The sequence below is a fragment of the Pseudomonas sp. LAMO17WK12:I1 genome (genome assembly GCF_900177315.1).
GTDB lineage: Bacteria > Pseudomonadota > Gammaproteobacteria > Pseudomonadales > Pseudomonadaceae > Aquipseudomonas > Aquipseudomonas marginalis.
In genome coordinates, this window is sequence record NZ_FWZV01000009.1 from 284264 (window position 1) to 297695 (window position 13432).

Annotated in this window: 16 protein-coding genes; 10 read left to right on the forward strand and 6 right to left on the reverse strand. The window is 61.7% G+C overall.

Annotated elements, in window-relative coordinates:
* Window positions 1–83: 83 nt before the first annotated feature.
* Window positions 84–1295 (reverse strand): alanine transaminase, encoded by a 1212-nt coding sequence (alaC, locus tag B9N88_RS19230; protein ID WP_027605615.1) that lies wholly within the window; start codon window positions 1293–1295, stop codon window positions 84–86.
* 196 nt (window positions 1296–1491) lie between these two features.
* Between alaC and B9N88_RS19235 the strand changes: the two genes are divergently transcribed.
* A complete protein-coding gene (locus B9N88_RS19235) occupies window positions 1492–1974 on the forward strand; it encodes a GyrI-like domain-containing protein (protein ID WP_027605616.1) in 483 nt (160 codons plus the stop codon).
* Window positions 1975–2015: 41 nt separating this feature from the next.
* On the opposite strand, the gene B9N88_RS19240 is transcribed toward B9N88_RS19235, so the two are convergent.
* Together B9N88_RS19240 and B9N88_RS19245 are read right to left on the reverse strand one after the other, a co-directional pair.
* Window positions 2016–3200, reverse strand: a complete 1185-nt coding sequence (locus B9N88_RS19240) for an NHL repeat-containing protein (RefSeq protein WP_081744426.1) — start codon at window positions 3198–3200, stop codon at window positions 2016–2018.
* Window positions 3201–3360: 160 nt separating this feature from the next.
* Entirely contained in the window at window positions 3361–3852 is a 492-nt protein-coding gene (locus tag B9N88_RS19245) for a GNAT family N-acetyltransferase (protein WP_027605618.1), read from the reverse strand.
* A gap of 145 nt (window positions 3853–3997) precedes the next feature.
* Between B9N88_RS19245 and B9N88_RS19250 the strand changes: the two genes are divergently transcribed.
* From B9N88_RS19250 to B9N88_RS19265, 4 genes are read left to right on the forward strand one after another with little or no spacing between them, the layout of a single operon-like run.
* Window positions 3998–4417 (forward strand): YybH family protein, encoded by a 420-nt coding sequence (locus tag B9N88_RS19250; RefSeq protein ID WP_027605619.1) that lies wholly within the window; start codon window positions 3998–4000, stop codon window positions 4415–4417.
* A gap of 42 nt (window positions 4418–4459) precedes the next feature.
* Window positions 4460–4804 carry a YciI family protein gene (locus B9N88_RS19255; RefSeq protein ID WP_027605620.1) on the forward strand — a complete coding sequence of 115 codons (345 nt, stop codon included), beginning with the start codon at window positions 4460–4462 and terminating at the stop codon, window positions 4802–4804.
* Window positions 4805–4838: 34 nt separating this feature from the next.
* Window positions 4839–5318: an SRPBCC family protein gene (locus B9N88_RS19260; RefSeq protein WP_027605621.1), complete on the forward strand. Its 480-nt coding sequence runs from the start codon at window positions 4839–4841 to the stop codon at window positions 5316–5318.
* Window positions 5315–6538 (forward strand): RNA polymerase sigma factor, encoded by a 1224-nt coding sequence (locus B9N88_RS19265; protein WP_027605622.1) that lies wholly within the window; start codon window positions 5315–5317, stop codon window positions 6536–6538. Before B9N88_RS19260 ends, B9N88_RS19265 begins: the two co-directional genes overlap by 4 nt.
* Window positions 6539–6600: 62 nt before the next feature.
* Here B9N88_RS19265 and B9N88_RS19270 read toward each other — a convergent pair whose 3' ends face one another.
* Window positions 6601–7455: a LysR family transcriptional regulator gene (locus B9N88_RS19270; protein WP_027605623.1), complete on the reverse strand. Its 855-nt coding sequence runs from the start codon at window positions 7453–7455 to the stop codon at window positions 6601–6603.
* Between the two features lie 88 nt (window positions 7456–7543).
* Here B9N88_RS19270 and B9N88_RS19275 point away from each other — a divergent pair, with 88 nt between their 5' ends.
* The gene (locus B9N88_RS19275; protein ID WP_043293516.1) at window positions 7544–8056 is read left to right on the forward strand and encodes a multidrug/biocide efflux PACE transporter; all 513 of its coding nucleotides are present in this window, start codon (window positions 7544–7546) and stop codon (window positions 8054–8056) included.
* On the opposite strand, the gene B9N88_RS19280 is transcribed toward B9N88_RS19275, so the two are convergent.
* Window positions 7955–8713 carry an SDR family NAD(P)-dependent oxidoreductase gene (locus B9N88_RS19280; RefSeq protein WP_027605624.1) on the reverse strand — a complete coding sequence of 253 codons (759 nt, stop codon included), beginning with the start codon at window positions 8711–8713 and terminating at the stop codon, window positions 7955–7957. The genes B9N88_RS19275 and B9N88_RS19280 overlap by 102 nt on opposite strands.
* Window positions 8714–8818: 105 nt before the next feature.
* Between B9N88_RS19280 and B9N88_RS19285 the strand changes: the two genes are divergently transcribed.
* Window positions 8819–9715 carry a LysR family transcriptional regulator gene (locus B9N88_RS19285; protein WP_027605625.1) on the forward strand — a complete coding sequence of 299 codons (897 nt, stop codon included), beginning with the start codon at window positions 8819–8821 and terminating at the stop codon, window positions 9713–9715.
* Here the strand turns inward: B9N88_RS19285 and B9N88_RS19290 are convergent.
* On the reverse strand, window positions 9712–10629 hold the full coding sequence (locus B9N88_RS19290; protein ID WP_027605626.1) for a LysR family transcriptional regulator: 918 nt from the start codon (window positions 10627–10629) through the stop codon (window positions 9712–9714). The two genes, B9N88_RS19285 and B9N88_RS19290, sit on opposite strands and share 4 nt — an antisense overlap.
* A gap of 104 nt (window positions 10630–10733) precedes the next feature.
* On the opposite strand from B9N88_RS19290, the gene B9N88_RS19295 reads away from it, so the two are divergent.
* From B9N88_RS19295 to B9N88_RS19305, 3 genes are read left to right on the forward strand one after another with little or no spacing between them, the layout of a single operon-like run.
* A complete protein-coding gene (locus tag B9N88_RS19295; protein ID WP_027605627.1) occupies window positions 10734–11489 on the forward strand; it encodes a 5-oxoprolinase subunit PxpA in 756 nt (251 codons plus the stop codon).
* Between the two features lie 59 nt (window positions 11490–11548).
* Entirely contained in the window at window positions 11549–12427 is an 879-nt protein-coding gene (locus B9N88_RS19300; RefSeq protein ID WP_027605628.1) for a 5-oxoprolinase subunit B family protein, read from the forward strand.
* The gene (locus B9N88_RS19305) at window positions 12424–13398 is read left to right on the forward strand and encodes a 5-oxoprolinase subunit C family protein (protein WP_027605629.1); all 975 of its coding nucleotides are present in this window, start codon (window positions 12424–12426) and stop codon (window positions 13396–13398) included. The genes B9N88_RS19300 and B9N88_RS19305 overlap by 4 nt, the downstream gene beginning before the upstream one ends.
* The last annotated feature ends 34 nt before the right edge of the window (window positions 13399–13432 follow it).

Here is a 13432-nt window from a genome sequence, read left to right on the forward strand (position 1 = left end):
AAGGCAAGGGTGAAAACCCAATCAACTGTGGGAGGGGGCAAGCCCCTCCCACAGTTTGACAACATTTGTTCAGGTGGAACGGGTCAGGCTTTAGCGACCAGCCCATCCGCCCGGAACATCCCGCGAATCCCGCGCACCGCCTGGCGAATCCGGTCCTGGTTCTCGATCAGCGCGAAGCGCACATGATCATCCCCATACTCGCCAAACCCAATCCCCGGCGACACACAGACCTTCGCTTCCAGCAGCAGCTTCTTGGCAAACTCCAGCGAACCCATGGCGGCATACGCCTCGGGAATCTTCGCCCAGACGTACATTGACGCCTTGGGATTCTCCACCATCCAGCCCAGCTCATGCAGGCCCTTGACCAGCACGTTGCGGCGCTGGCGGTACTGCTCGGCGATGTCCTTCACGCACTGTTGGTCGCCTTCCAGTGCGGCAATCGCGGCGACTTGCAGCGGGGTGAAGGTGCCATAGTCGTGGTAGCTCTTGATCCGCGCCAGGGCATTGACCAGTTCCGGGTTGCCCACCATGAAACCGATGCGCCAGCCGGCCATGTTGTAGCTCTTGGACAGGGTGAAAAACTCCACCGCAATGTCCTTGGCCCCCGGCACCTGCATGATCGACGGGGCTTTCCAGCCGTCGTAGACGATGTCGGCGTAGGCCAGGTCATGCACCACCAGCACGTCGTACTGCTTGGCCAGGGCGATCACCCGTTCGAAGAAATCCAGCTCCACGCACTGCGCGGTCGGGTTGGAGGGGAAGCCGAGGATCATCATCTTCGGCTTGGGGATCGACCCACGGATCGCCCGTTCCAGCTCGGCGAAGAAGTCCACGCCAGGCACCAGCGGCACCGAACGCACCTGGGCGCCGGCAATCACGGCACCGTAGATATGAATCGGGTAGCTCGGGTTGGGCACCAGCACCGTGTCGCCCTGGTCCAGGGTGGCCAGCATCAAATGTGCCAGGCCTTCCTTGGAACCGATGGTCACGATGGCTTCGGTTTCGGGGTCGATGTCCACTTCGTAGCGATCCTTGTACCAGCGCGAAATTGCCCGGCGCAGACGTGGAATGCCTTTGGAGGTGGAATAGCCGTGGGTGTCTTCCCGTTGGGCGACGGTGACCATCTTCTCCACGATATGGGGAGGCGTGGCGCCGTCGGGGTTACCCATGCTCAAGTCGATGATGTCTTCGCCGCGCCGACGCGCAGCCATCTTCAGCTCGGCAGTGATATTGAAAACGTAAGGGGGGAGTCGATCTATGCGCGCAAAGCGGCGCGGCGAACCAAGGTCTGCCATTGTTGCCTCGAGAGTACGTAAGCGCCCGGAACCGTCCGAGCGACGTCGGCCACTGCGGTGGCCTGCGGGGCAGACAATACGGTTGATGATGGCCAGTTGTCCAGATGTGTCGGGAAATTTTCTGCGTGGAGTACTGCAAGGATATGCCCCTATACTCGATACGGGTTTGTTCCCTCATAAGAAGGAGACTGTTCAGATGGATCAGCAGACAAAACAACCGTTAGAGCCGCGCATGGAAGACGGCAAGGCCCTGGTGATCGCCGGGGTGCAAGGGCGTTATTCCAAGGCCACCGTGGGCGATATCCCCAAGTTGTGGAGTGTGTTCGACGAAAGCGTAAAACACATCAAGAAACGCGTCGGCGGGGTGACCTACGGCGTTTGCCATAACCCCAGCCACGGTGAATTCGATTACATGGCCGGGGTGGAAGTACCGTCCAAGGGCGATGTGCCGAGCAACTTCGAGTCCGTCGAACTGCCTGCGCACCACTACGCGGTGTTCCCGCACTATGGCCCGGTGCAGGCACTGGAGCAGACCTATGAGCGCATCATGTTCGAGTGGTTGCCGCACTCGGGCTACAAGGTGGCGGGGGCGGATTTCGAGCGCTATAGCGCGGATTTTGATGGGCGCAAGGGCACGGGCACGGTGGAGATCTGGTTGCCGGTGGAGCCCAAGGCTTGATGCAACACGGCTGAGCTGCCTTGGCAGTTCAGCCGCTAGCGTCACTGGCTGAGCAGGCGCCCGATGAAGGATGCGCGCGAGGTGTGCAGGATACCGCTGCTTTGCAATGTGCTATTGACCGTCACCCACTCCACCCGGTTGATTTCGGTGTGCTCAGGTCTTCCTTGTGGGTCTCGCCACGCATCCGCGATGCCTCCTATACCGAAGGTAGCGTCCGGCTGACTGTTCGGATTGAACCGCAGCAGTCGGACGATGCTGCCATTACCGTAGCGAGCCAATACCACAATTTTCCCATCGGGCTGGACCAGTCCACTGGTGTAGTTACCGTAGCTGGCTTCGCTTTCCAGAGGTTTCCCTTCATTAAATTGTGGATCAAGTTGGCCGCCGGCAAGCAGAACGGCTACGAAGTTCATCCCTTGCGGGATCCCGAAACTGCCACCTATGACAACGATTTGGCCATTCTGGTCCTTGGCAAGCGCATCGACTTTTCTGTCTTCATTGGTCGTAAATGGCAATACGACAACGCCTTGGCTGCCAAAACTGTGGTCCAGTTCGCCGTCGTGCAGAAGCCCTAGAATATGGGCCTTCCTTGCACTGGAACCGGCAAGGACAAAACCGCGGTCGGTAATCAACACCCTATCGAGTCGGGTGTTGGGTGCTTCAATCGGACCCTGATTTCCGAAGTTGCTTTCCTGACCGTTGCTGTTGAGTTGGTAGATGAAGCTGGTTTCAGCATCATTGAATACAACGACGATATGCCCGGTGGCCTGCACTGCAATAGCGCCGGCTATCAACAAATGCGGGTTGAATGAATCGCCCAGTTCAGTTGTACCTTTATCGCCAAACGAAAAGTCCACAGTGCCCTGATCGGCATTGAATCGAGTAACACATGCAGTGTACAGGTCTCCCTGTGCGCTCAATAAGAGGGGCTTGTTATCACGCTGAATGAGCAGGTCCACGAGGACAAAGGTGTTTGGAACGGGGGTCATCCAAACCCCGTAATTCTTATCCAGTTCCCCGGCAAGCGTGTGTTTGCTGACAACGATAACTTTGGTTTTTTCAACAGCCGTCAGGCCCACCGTAATCGTCGAACCGTCGCTAAGTACACGGGACAGTCCGCCCGAAGGCTCTGCGATAACCGTGCCGTCTTTAGGCATTGAGTTGCCAAAGGATAGGTCTGGGTGCCCTGCGGTGTTTCGCCTTTTTTTCGTTGATGGGGTACTCATGGTCGTTCTCCATACCGGAAGTCGCGAGTTTCCACTCCTGCTCGTTGCTAACCATGAGCGACAACGTTGGCATTCCAGTACAGGGCAATGAACAATGTTTGTATAGCTGTGAAATCTGACAGTAGACACCGAGGGCCGGGTATCAGTCAGGCTTCAAGTGTCACTCGGCAAACACCCACCTCAACCTCCGCTCATACCCAATCCGGCCCTTATACGCCTCCCCGCTGTCCACCCATCCTGCGCCCAGATACAACCCCATCGCCGCCACATTGTCCGTGTCCACCGACAACTCCAGCGCCTTGATCTGCGGCCACACCTGCAATGCCGCCGCCGGCAAGGCTTGCAAACAGGCCTTGCCGAATCCACGCCCTTGCTGCTGCCGATCCACCTGCAATGCATGCAGCGTTGCGCTGTGTTCATCGGCCCAGTGGGGCAGGCAGGGTGGGCGTTTAAGCAGGAGGAAGACCACCGGAGTGTCGTCGGCCAGCAGGGCAAAGCCTTTGACGCCGGGGCTGGGCTTGGCCAGGAGCGAATTGAGGGCGCAATACATGTCGCCGCAAAACGGCAGCTGTTCAGGGTGAACTTCGATGGCGCTGACGTGCTGTTGTTGCACGGCATTCAGCGTCTCGTAGGCGACAAGGCGGGTTTGCATCGGCGTGTCCGAACAGCGGCAAGGAAGGGCGCAGTCTATCGGGTTTGTGCTGGACGACATTATTTTTCAACGGGCTGTCGATTTGCCCGAGGGCCGTTCGACTAAGGGTGTCTTCCGTGATTTTCCAACCCGAAGGAGTATCGCCATGAGTACCGCCATCAACACCCTGATCGAGCAATGGAAGCAAGCCGTGCTTTCCCGGAATATCCATGAGATTGTCAGCTATTACGCCGACGATATCGTCTCGTTCGACGCCGTGACCGCCCTGCAGTTCAAAGGCAAGGCGGCCTATCGTGCGCACTGGGAGGCCTGCATGGAGCACTGCCCCGGCCCGGGCATTTTCGAGTTCCACGAACTGCGTATCGTCGAGTCCCAGGACAGCGCATTCGCCCACTGGCTCGCCCACTGCGGCGGCGCCGGGCCGGACGGTGAAGTGAAGGCCTGCTGGATGCGGGTGACCGCCGGTTATCAACGTTTCGACGGCGAATGGAAGGTGGTGCATGAGCATTGGTCGGCGCCGTTCGACATGGCAAGTGGCACGGCATTGTTCAACCTGAAACCTTGAGCGCCGCGAACTATAGTCAATAGTCCGAAGACGGAGACGCACATGAAATACCTCTGCCTGATCTACAGCAACGAGCAGGTGCTGCACACCTCGCCGGACAGCCCCGCAGACCCGGAGTGTCTTGCCTATGCGCAGTCCCTCCAAAAAAGTGGCCGTATGCTCGCCGCCGAGCCGTTGGAGTCGGTGACCACCGCCACCACGGTGCGCATGCGCAACGGCAAGTTGTCGATCACCGACGGGCCGTTTGCCGAAACCAAGGAGCAGCTCGCCGGGTTCTACCTGATCGAGGCGCGGGACTTGAATGAAGCGATCCAAGTGGCCGGTGGCATTCCGGCCGCCCGGGTCGGCAGTGTGGAAGTGCGCCCGGTGCGCCAATTGAATCTCTGAACACAACAACCATAACGCTTGAGGAGGTTTAGCCATGCCTACGCAACCTGCCGAATTTGAACTGTCCATCAGCCGCGTGATCGATGCGCCGCGCAGCCGGCTGTTCCGCGCCTGGACCGAACCCGCGTTGTTGCAACAATGGTGGGGCCCCCACGGCATGACCACCCCCGAGTGCGAAATGAACCTGTGGGTCGGCGGGCTGTTTCGCACCCTGATGCGCGCGCCGGATGGCAGCGAGTACCCGACCCAGGGCGTGTTCCTGGAGATTGTCGCCCCTCGGCGCCTGGTGTTTACCGACGCCTATACGCCGGGCTGGATCCCTTCGGGCAAACCGTTCATGACCGCCGAAGTGACGCTGCAGGAAGTCGAGGGTAGCAAGACCCTCTACACCGCCCGCGCGATGCACTGGAGCGCCGAAGACAAGCAGGCCCACGAAGCCATGGGCTTTCACGACGGCTGGGGCCAGAGCCTGGACCGCCTGGTGACGCTGGTGACCCAGGGTATGCGCGATTGACGCCTCCCATCGAGGCGATCTACCGCAGTGAGTCCCGGCGCGTCCTCGCCACCCTGATCCGCCTGCTGGGGGATTTCGACCTCGCCGAAGAAGCCTTGCACGAGGCGTTCTTCGTCGCGGTCGAGCGCTGGCCGCAAGAGGGGGTGCCGGACAACCCACGGGCCTGGCTGGTGTCGACCGGACGCTTCAAGGCCATCGACCGTTTACGCCGCCAGGCCCGCTTTACCCCGTTATTGCAGGCGCAGGCCGATGCACTGGAAGCCGCTGACTGGAGCGTTGAGGACGTGGAAGACGACCGCCTGCGCCTGATCTTCACCTGCTGTCACCCGGCGCTGGCGGCCGACGCCCAGGCGGCGCTGACCTTGCGTGAGATCTGCGATCTCACCACCGAAGAAATCGCCCGCGCCTTTCTGGCCACCCCGACCACCATCGCCCAACGCATCGTGCGGGCCAAGGGCAAGATTCGCGAGGCCAAAATCCCTTATCAAGTGCCGTCGCTGGCCGAGCTGCCCGAGCGCCTGGACAGCGTGCTGCGGGTGATTTACCTGGTGTTCAACGAAGGCTATTCGGCGTCCATGGGCGAGGACCTTACGCGCGAGGACCTGACCCGCGAAGCCATTCGCCTCGGCCGCCTGCTCCTGGAATTGCTGCCGGAGCCGGAAGTGATGGGCCTGCTGGCGCTGATGCTGTTGCACGAATCCCGCCGGGCGGCGCGCACCTCGGCCAGCGGCGAGTTGGTGTTGTTGGATGAACAGGATCGTTCGCGGTGGGACGCGTCGCTGATGGCCGAAGGTTGTGGGCTGGTGGAGCAGGCATTGAGCCGTCGCGGCTTTGGCCCGTACTGCCTGCAAGCGGCGATTGCAGCGGTGCATGCCGAAGCGCCCAGGGCCGGGGAAACGGATTGGCCGCAGATTATCGGGCTCTACGATGTGTTGCTCAGGGCCGTGCCGTCGCCGGTGATCGAGTTGAACCGCGCCGTGGCGGTGGCCATGGGCGAAGGGCCGTTGGCGGGGCTGCAGTTGGTGGAAGGCATTCTGGCGCGCGGGGCGTTGCTGGATTACCACTTGGCACATTCGGCGCGGGGCGAGTTTTGCCGGCAGTTGGGGCGGGTGGAAGAGGCCCGGGCAGCCTACGAAAAAGCCCTGTCGCTGACCCGGCAAATCCCGGAAAAACGCTTCCTCAAACACCGCCTGGCCGAACTCAATCTCCCCAAGCAATGAAGATCAAAAATGTGGGAGGGGGCAAGTCCCCTCCCACATTAATCTCAATTGTCTGAAAAAAATCACTCCAGCATCTTCCCCAACAACCAACTCCCCGCCGGCCCCGGCGGATGGTGCCGAGACCACAGTGCATCCACGGCCACCGAACGCGGCCAACCCCGTGCCTTGAGTTCGATCAACTGCCCGCCACCAAAGCGCTCCACCAGCCAGCGCGGAATCGGTGCCCAGCCAAACCCCAACTGGGCCATCTCCAACAGCATCAGGTAACTGGGGGCCGACCACACACGGCCATTGGCGCGGGTTTCGTTCGGGTTGATGATGCTGGCCAGACGCAATTCGCGGTGCTGTTGCAGGGTGTGCGCGGTGAGGGTACCGACGCCCGCCAGCGGATGTCTGGGTGACACGAACAGGGCAATTTCCGTGCGCTCGTCCACGGGCGCGCGGGTCAGGTCCGGCGGATACTCTTCCTGGTGTTCAATAAACGCAATCTGCGCGCGACCGCTTTGGACCAGGGCGATCAGGTCTTCGCATTCGGCGATCAGGCATTCCAGCTCCAGGTCCGGGTAGCGCTGTTCAAAGGCGCTGAGGGCGACCTCGAAACGGTCGGACTGGTAGGTATCGGACATGGCGATACTCAGCTTCGGCTCCAACCCCTGGGCCAACTGACTCGCCGCCAATTCCAGCCGGCTGCTGGCCTCCAGCACCTGCTCGGCGCGTTGCAGCAACACATGGCCCGCCGGCGTCAGCGTCGGCTTGCGGCTGCTGCGATCGAACAGCACCACATCCAGGTCAATCTCCAGGCTCGCCACGGCCGCGCTGACGGTGGACTGGCTCTTGCCGAGCTTGCGCGCCGCCGCCGAGAACGAGCCTTGGGTGGCCGCCTGCACAAACGCCTGCAGCACTTCGTTAGAGGCCATGACTATCGCCTTGATCGATGGTTATTGGTTATGAAGTATCGAGTCAAAGGCTAATGATGACAACCATCGTCACTCACGGAGCCGGGTCATGAACCCTACCAAGTCGATTACTGAACGTGTTTGCCAGGCCATTGGTTTCGAAGCCCTGGCATTGTTGATCTGCACCCCGTTGCTGGCGTGGATCATGGACAAGCCTGCCCTGGAGATGGGCATGGTCACCCTGGCGATCAGCCTGTTGGCGCTGGCCTGGAACGTGATTTTCAACGGCCTGTTCGACCGCCTCAAGGCGCGCCTGCAACTGGCCAGCAACGGTTGGACCCGCGTGCTGCACGCCTTGATGTTTGAAGGTGGGTTGATCCTGGTGTGTGTACCGCTGATTGCCGCCTGGCTGAACATCAGCCTGGTGCAGGCGTTTATCCTCGACATAGGCGTACTGCTGTTTTTCCTGCCGTACACCTATGTGTATCACTGGGGGTATGACGTACTGCGCGACAAGCTCCTACAGAAACATGCCGCCCGACGCCTCGATACGCTGGCCGGTGATCCAGGCACTACCGTCGGCGAGCAGGCTGGCAATCGCGCCGCCGATATCGTCCGGTAACCCGGCGCGGCCCAAGGCGGTATTGCTGGCGACCATGGCGTTGAGGTTGGCGTTGTCGCGCACGGCACCACCGCCGAAGTCGGTTTCAATGGCGCCGGGGGCCAGGATGTTAACGCTGATGCCACGGCCGCCCAGCTCTTTGGCCTGGTAGCGGGTCAGCACTTCCATCGCGCCTTTCATGGCGGCGTAAGCGGCGTAGCCGGGCAGGCTGAAACGCGCCAGACCGCTGGAAATATTGACGATGCGCCCGCCGTCGTGGATCAACGGCAACAGCTGTTGGGTCAGGAAAAACGGACCCTTGAATTGGATCGCCACCAATTGATCGAACTGCGCTTCGGTGGTCTCGGCGAAGCTGGCGTGAATGCCGATACCGGCGTTGTTGATCAGAAAATCGAAGCGGTCCTGTGCGAAAACGTCCTTGAGTACGCCAGCAATCTCACCGACGAAATCAGCAAATGTCGCGCTCTGGCTCACGTCCAGTTTCAGCATCGCGGCACGGCCGCCCAGCTGTTCGATCTGTGCGACCAATGCCTGCGCTTCATCGGCCTTGCTGTGGTAAGTGCCAATGATGTCGACGCCTTGTGCCGCCAGGTGCAGGGCGGTGTTTTTGCCCAGGCCACGGCTGGCCCCGGTGATCAATGCGATTTTACGGGTCATGGTGCAGTCCTCTGATGTGATCGTGGGAATAAGTGTATTTGTCCGTGGATAACGTGATAAACAGCGCTATACCGGAATCACTGGCCGAATAAGGCGAACAATCCCATGAACAAACTGGAGCTGCTGCGCACCTTTGTGCGCGTCACTGAGCTGTCGAGTTTCACCGGTGCCGGCGAGAGCCTGGGCCTGCCGCGCTCCACGGTGTCGGAACATGTGCAGGCGCTGGAAGAGCTGCTCGGCGCCCGCCTGTTGCAGCGCACCACGCGCAAGGTGCAGGCCACCCAGGATGGCCGCGTGCTGTATGAGCGCAGCAAGGATTTGCTCGCGCACATGGAGGAGTTGGAAGGGCTGTTTCGCCAGGACGAAGCGCAACTGGCCGGGCGGATTCGGGTGGACATGCCCAACATGATGGCGCGGGACTTGATCCTGCCGCGTCTGCCGCAATTCATGGACGCGCATCCGCTGATCGAACTGGAGATCAGCACCACCGACCGCCAGGTCGACCTGCTCGCCGAAGGCTTCGATTGCGTGCTGCGCGTGGGCGCGCAGCCGGACCAGAGCGTGGTGGCGCGGCTGCTGTGCAGCATGCCGATGATCAACTGCGCGAGCGCCACCTACCTGCAACGCTACGGCGTGCCCCGGACACTGGCCGACCTGGCCGACCATCACCTGGTGCATTACGTGCGGCCGTTGGGTTCACGCTCGGCGGGGTTTGAGTACGTGCAGGGCAACAAGGTGCTGCGCATTCCCATGGGCGGGCGGGTCACGGTCAACAGCACCGATGGCTACAAGTCTGCCTGCCTGGGCGGTTTCGGGATTATTCAGGTGCCGGCCCTGGGCATGGGTGACGAATTGGCCAGCGGGGAGCTGGTGGCGGTCCTGCCGGACTATCCGGCCCCGCCGCTGGATGTGTCCCTGCTCTACGCCGGTCAGCGGCATTTGCCGCTGCGGGTGCGGGTGTTCATGGACTGGTTGGCGGCCATTCTGCATTCGCAGCTTTAACGCCGCGCCGACAGCTGTTGCGGCGCGAGGAAGGCGTCGTGGAAGTAATCGCGAAACGCCTGCATTGCCGGGGTAAAGGCGCGTTCGCGGTGCCAGGCCAGGCCGACGCTCATGGGCGTGACGGGGTCGGTGACGGTCAGGGTTTCGATGCGCTTGCCTTCCAGCGACCAGGGCCGGTGCACCAGGTCCGACAGGATCGCCACGCCGCTGCCATTGGCAACCATGCTGCGCACCGCCTCCACCGAACTGGTGCGCAGCCGCACCTTGGGCGTTTGCCCGGCCTGTTCCCAGTACCGCATGGCGCTGTGTTCGGCCTCATCGACGGTGAGCAGGATGTACGGTTCCTGCGCCACATCCGCCAGGCTCACCGCACCGCGTTCGCACAATGGGTGATGGCTGGGCAGCCATAAACGACGTTCCGAGTTGAACAGGATTTCCGAGACGATCGCCGGGTGGGTGAGGTTCGCGGTGAGGACCACGGCCATGTCGAACTGGCCATCGAGCAGACCCTGTTCGATGGCCTGGCGCTCCTGCTCGAACACCTCCAGGGTCACATCCGGGTGCCAGTGCTCCATGCGCTGCAGGTGGTGCGGCAGGAAGTAACCCAGCACCGTGTAGCTGGCCGCCAGCCGCAGCACGCCGCTGGCGCGGTAGTCGGGCAACGGGCTGTTCAGCGCATCGTCGACACTGCGCACAATCACGTAGGCGCGGTTGAGAAAGTGCCGCCCGGCATCGGTCAGGTTCATGCCCTGGGCCGAGCGCACAAACAGTTGCACGCCGAGCAGGGCTTCCAGCTCCTTGATCGCCGTGGTCACGGCAGACTGGGAGATGTTCAGATGAATCGCCGCCTGGGAAATCTGGCCGATTTCGGCGGTGGCCACGAAGTAGCGGATTTGGCGCAAGGTCAGGGACATGGCTTTATCTGATTTTCAGAAGATGAGCCATCTGATAATAGATCTTCCCAAGGGGTCAAGCCGCAGCCTACTTTCGAGCATCACCTTTTGGCGGAGCGTCCCCGATGCAGGCAGTGGATTTCAATTCAGACATGGGCGAAGGCTTCGGTCCCTGGACCATCGGCGACGGCGTCGACGCGGAGCTGATGGCCTATATCAGCTCGGCCAATATCGCCACCGGCTTCCATGCCGGCGACCCCGGCACCATGCGCCGCACCGTCGCGCGGGCCAAGCAATTGGGGGTGGCCATCGGCGCGCATCCTGGCTTTCGCGACCTGGTGGGTTTCGGTCGTCGACATATCCATGCGCCGGCCCAGGAACTGGTGGACGACATGCTCTACCAACTGGGCGCCCTGCGCGAAATCGCCCGCGCCCAGGGCATGACCCTGCAACACATCAAGCCTCATGGCGCGCTCTACATGCACCTGGCCCGCGACGAAGAAGCCGCGCGCCTGCTGGTACAGAACCTGCAAATCATCGAGCCGACGCTGTTGCTGTACTGCATGCCCAACTCGGTGATCTGGCGCGTGGCCAAGGAACTCGGGCAGCCGGTGGTGCGCGAATTCTATGCCGACCGTGAGTACGATCTGACCGGCTCCATTGTGTTTACCCGCAACGTACGTGCGCTGGATCCGGCCACGGTCGCGGCCCGTGTCCTACGGGCGTGTCAGACGGGGCTGGTGCGTACCGTAGAAGGCGAAGACCTGTTTATTGAATTCGACTCCATCTGCCTGCACAGCGATACCCCCGGCGCGCTGGAGTTGGTGGAGGCCACCCGTGAAGCGTTGGACCAGGCCGGCATTACAGTCAAAACCCCCTAATAAGATCGTACGTTTACTTTTTTGCCTGCCTTTCTATAACGATTCCAAGAGGAACAGACATGGCTGAAACGTCCCCCATCCGCTACAGCTTCGGCGGTGATGAACACCTGTTCGCCGAAGTCAGCGAGAGCATGTCCCTTGAGGCTTTTTTCAAGGGCATGGCCGTGACCCGTGCCGTGGAACGCCTGGCGCTGGAGGGCGTGCTGGATGTGTGCCTGGCCAATGCCTCGTTCCAGATTCGCTTCGACCCCGACCGCATCGCCCCCCATGTGCTGCTCGACGCCGTGCAGAGCGCCGAAGCCCAGGCCGTGGCCGAGCGCACCCTGCACACGCGCATCATCGAAATCCCGGTGCTCTATAACGACCCCTGGACCCATGAAACCCTGATGCGCTTTCGCGACCGCCATCAAGACCCCGGCGCCACCGACCTGGAATATGCCGCGCGCATCAATGGCCTGGCCGATGTCGAGGCGTTTATTGCCGCCCACAGTGGTGCGCCGTGGTTTGTCTCGATGGTGGGTTTTGTCGCGGGCTTGCCGTTCATGTTCCAGATGGTCGAGCGCGAGCGGCAGTTGCAGGTGCCCAAGTACCTGCGCCCGCGCACCGACACGCCGAAGCTGACCCTCGGCCATGGCGGTTGCTTCGGTTGCATCTACTCGGTGCGCGGCGCCGGCGGCTACCAGATGTTTGGTGTGACCCCGGCGCCGATCTACGACCCGGCGCAGCAGTTGGCTTACCTCAAGGCGCATATGGTGTTCTTCCGGCCGGGTGACATCGTGCAATTCAAACCCATCGACCGGGACGCCTACGACCTGGCGGTTGCCGAGGTGGAGGCAGGACGTTTCGACCTGCGCATTCGCCCGGTGGATTTTTCCCTCGATGCGTTTCTCGCCGACCCCATCGGCTATCCGAAAACCCTGCAGGAGGCGCTGGCATGATCAAGGTCCTCAAACCCGGCCTCGCCACCTCTGTGCAGGACCTGGGCCGCGAAGGTTATTACCACCTGGGCATTCCGCCATCGGGTGCTTTGGACCAATACGCCCTGAGTGCGGCCAATCATCTGGTGGGCAACCCGGTGGGCGCTGCCGGCCTGGAATGCACCTTGATCGGGCCGGAACTGGAGTTTCAGCGCGATACCCTGGTCGCGCTCAGCGGTGCGTTGATGTCGCCGCGCCTGGACGGTGAAGTGGTGCATCAGGACACCGCGTTCCAGGTACGTGCCGGGCAGGTGCTGCGTTTCGAATTTCCCAAGGCCGGTGCCCGCACTTACCTCGCCGTCGCCGGTGGCATTGACGTGCCGTTGGTGCTTGGCAGCCGTTCCACCTACACCCTCGGCGCCCTTGGTGGTTTCCACGGGCGACGCTTGCAGGCAGGCGATGAGCTGCCCATCGGTGACGCCAGCGGTCTCGGGCGGGCAGGCAACAGTTTGCCGATGGCATTGCGCCGCTCGGTGGGCGGCGATGTCACGTTGCGCGTGGTGCCGGGGCTGTATTACGAGCGCTTGACCGCGGGTGCCAAGCGCAGTTTTTTTGCCGAACCGTGGACGGTCGGCTCCGAGGCGGACCGCATCGGCTACCGCTTCAAGGGCGGCAGTGCGCTGAGCTTTGAACCGCGTGAGCAGCCGTTCGGCGCGGGGTCGGATCCGTCGAATATCGTCGACAGTTGCTACCCCATCGGTTCGATACAGGTACCGGCGGGGCTGGAGCCGATTGTGCTGCACCGCGATGCGGTATCCGGCGGTGGCTACGCGATGATTGGCACGGTGATCAGTGCCGACCTGGACTTGATCGGGCAGATGCAGCCCAACCAGCGGGCGGGGTTTGTGGCGGTGACGTTGGAGGAGGCGCTGGAGGCGCGGCGGGTGTACAAGAAGCGGCTCAAGGCCATGGCGGGACTCTTCAACAACTGACAGGACACACATCCAAATGTGGGGGGGAGCAAGC

Excerpts from the sequence above, each read along its gene's own strand:
- B9N88_RS19280 (WP_027605624.1), bottom strand. The coding sequence starts at position 8,713 with ATGACCCGTAAAATCGCATTGATCACCGGGGCCAGCCGTGGCCTGGGC.
- B9N88_RS19290 (WP_027605626.1), bottom strand. The coding sequence starts at position 10,629 with ATGTCCCTGACCTTGCGCCAAATCCGCTACTTCGTGGCCACCGCCGAA.
- B9N88_RS19235 (WP_027605616.1), top strand. The coding sequence starts at position 1,492 with ATGGATCAGCAGACAAAACAACCGTTAGAGCCGCGCATGGAAGACGGC.
- B9N88_RS19270 (WP_027605623.1), bottom strand. The coding sequence starts at position 7,455 with ATGGCCTCTAACGAAGTGCTGCAGGCGTTTGTGCAGGCGGCCACCCAA.
- alaC (WP_027605615.1), bottom strand. The coding sequence starts at position 1,295 with ATGGCAGACCTTGGTTCGCCGCGCCGCTTTGCGCGCATAGATCGACTC.
- B9N88_RS19275 (WP_043293516.1), top strand. The coding sequence starts at position 7,544 with ATGAACCCTACCAAGTCGATTACTGAACGTGTTTGCCAGGCCATTGGT.
- B9N88_RS19260 (WP_027605621.1), top strand. The coding sequence starts at position 4,839 with ATGCCTACGCAACCTGCCGAATTTGAACTGTCCATCAGCCGCGTGATC.
- B9N88_RS19245 (WP_027605618.1), bottom strand. The coding sequence starts at position 3,852 with ATGCAAACCCGCCTTGTCGCCTACGAGACGCTGAATGCCGTGCAACAA.
- B9N88_RS19240 (WP_081744426.1), bottom strand. The coding sequence starts at position 3,200 with ATGAGTACCCCATCAACGAAAAAAAGGCGAAACACCGCAGGGCACCCA.
- B9N88_RS19300 (WP_027605628.1), top strand. The coding sequence starts at position 11,549 with ATGGCTGAAACGTCCCCCATCCGCTACAGCTTCGGCGGTGATGAACAC.
- B9N88_RS19255 (WP_027605620.1), top strand. The coding sequence starts at position 4,460 with ATGAAATACCTCTGCCTGATCTACAGCAACGAGCAGGTGCTGCACACC.
- B9N88_RS19285 (WP_027605625.1), top strand. The coding sequence starts at position 8,819 with ATGAACAAACTGGAGCTGCTGCGCACCTTTGTGCGCGTCACTGAGCTG.
- B9N88_RS19250 (WP_027605619.1), top strand. The coding sequence starts at position 3,998 with ATGAGTACCGCCATCAACACCCTGATCGAGCAATGGAAGCAAGCCGTG.
- B9N88_RS19295 (WP_027605627.1), top strand. The coding sequence starts at position 10,734 with ATGCAGGCAGTGGATTTCAATTCAGACATGGGCGAAGGCTTCGGTCCC.
- B9N88_RS19305 (WP_027605629.1), top strand. The coding sequence starts at position 12,424 with ATGATCAAGGTCCTCAAACCCGGCCTCGCCACCTCTGTGCAGGACCTG.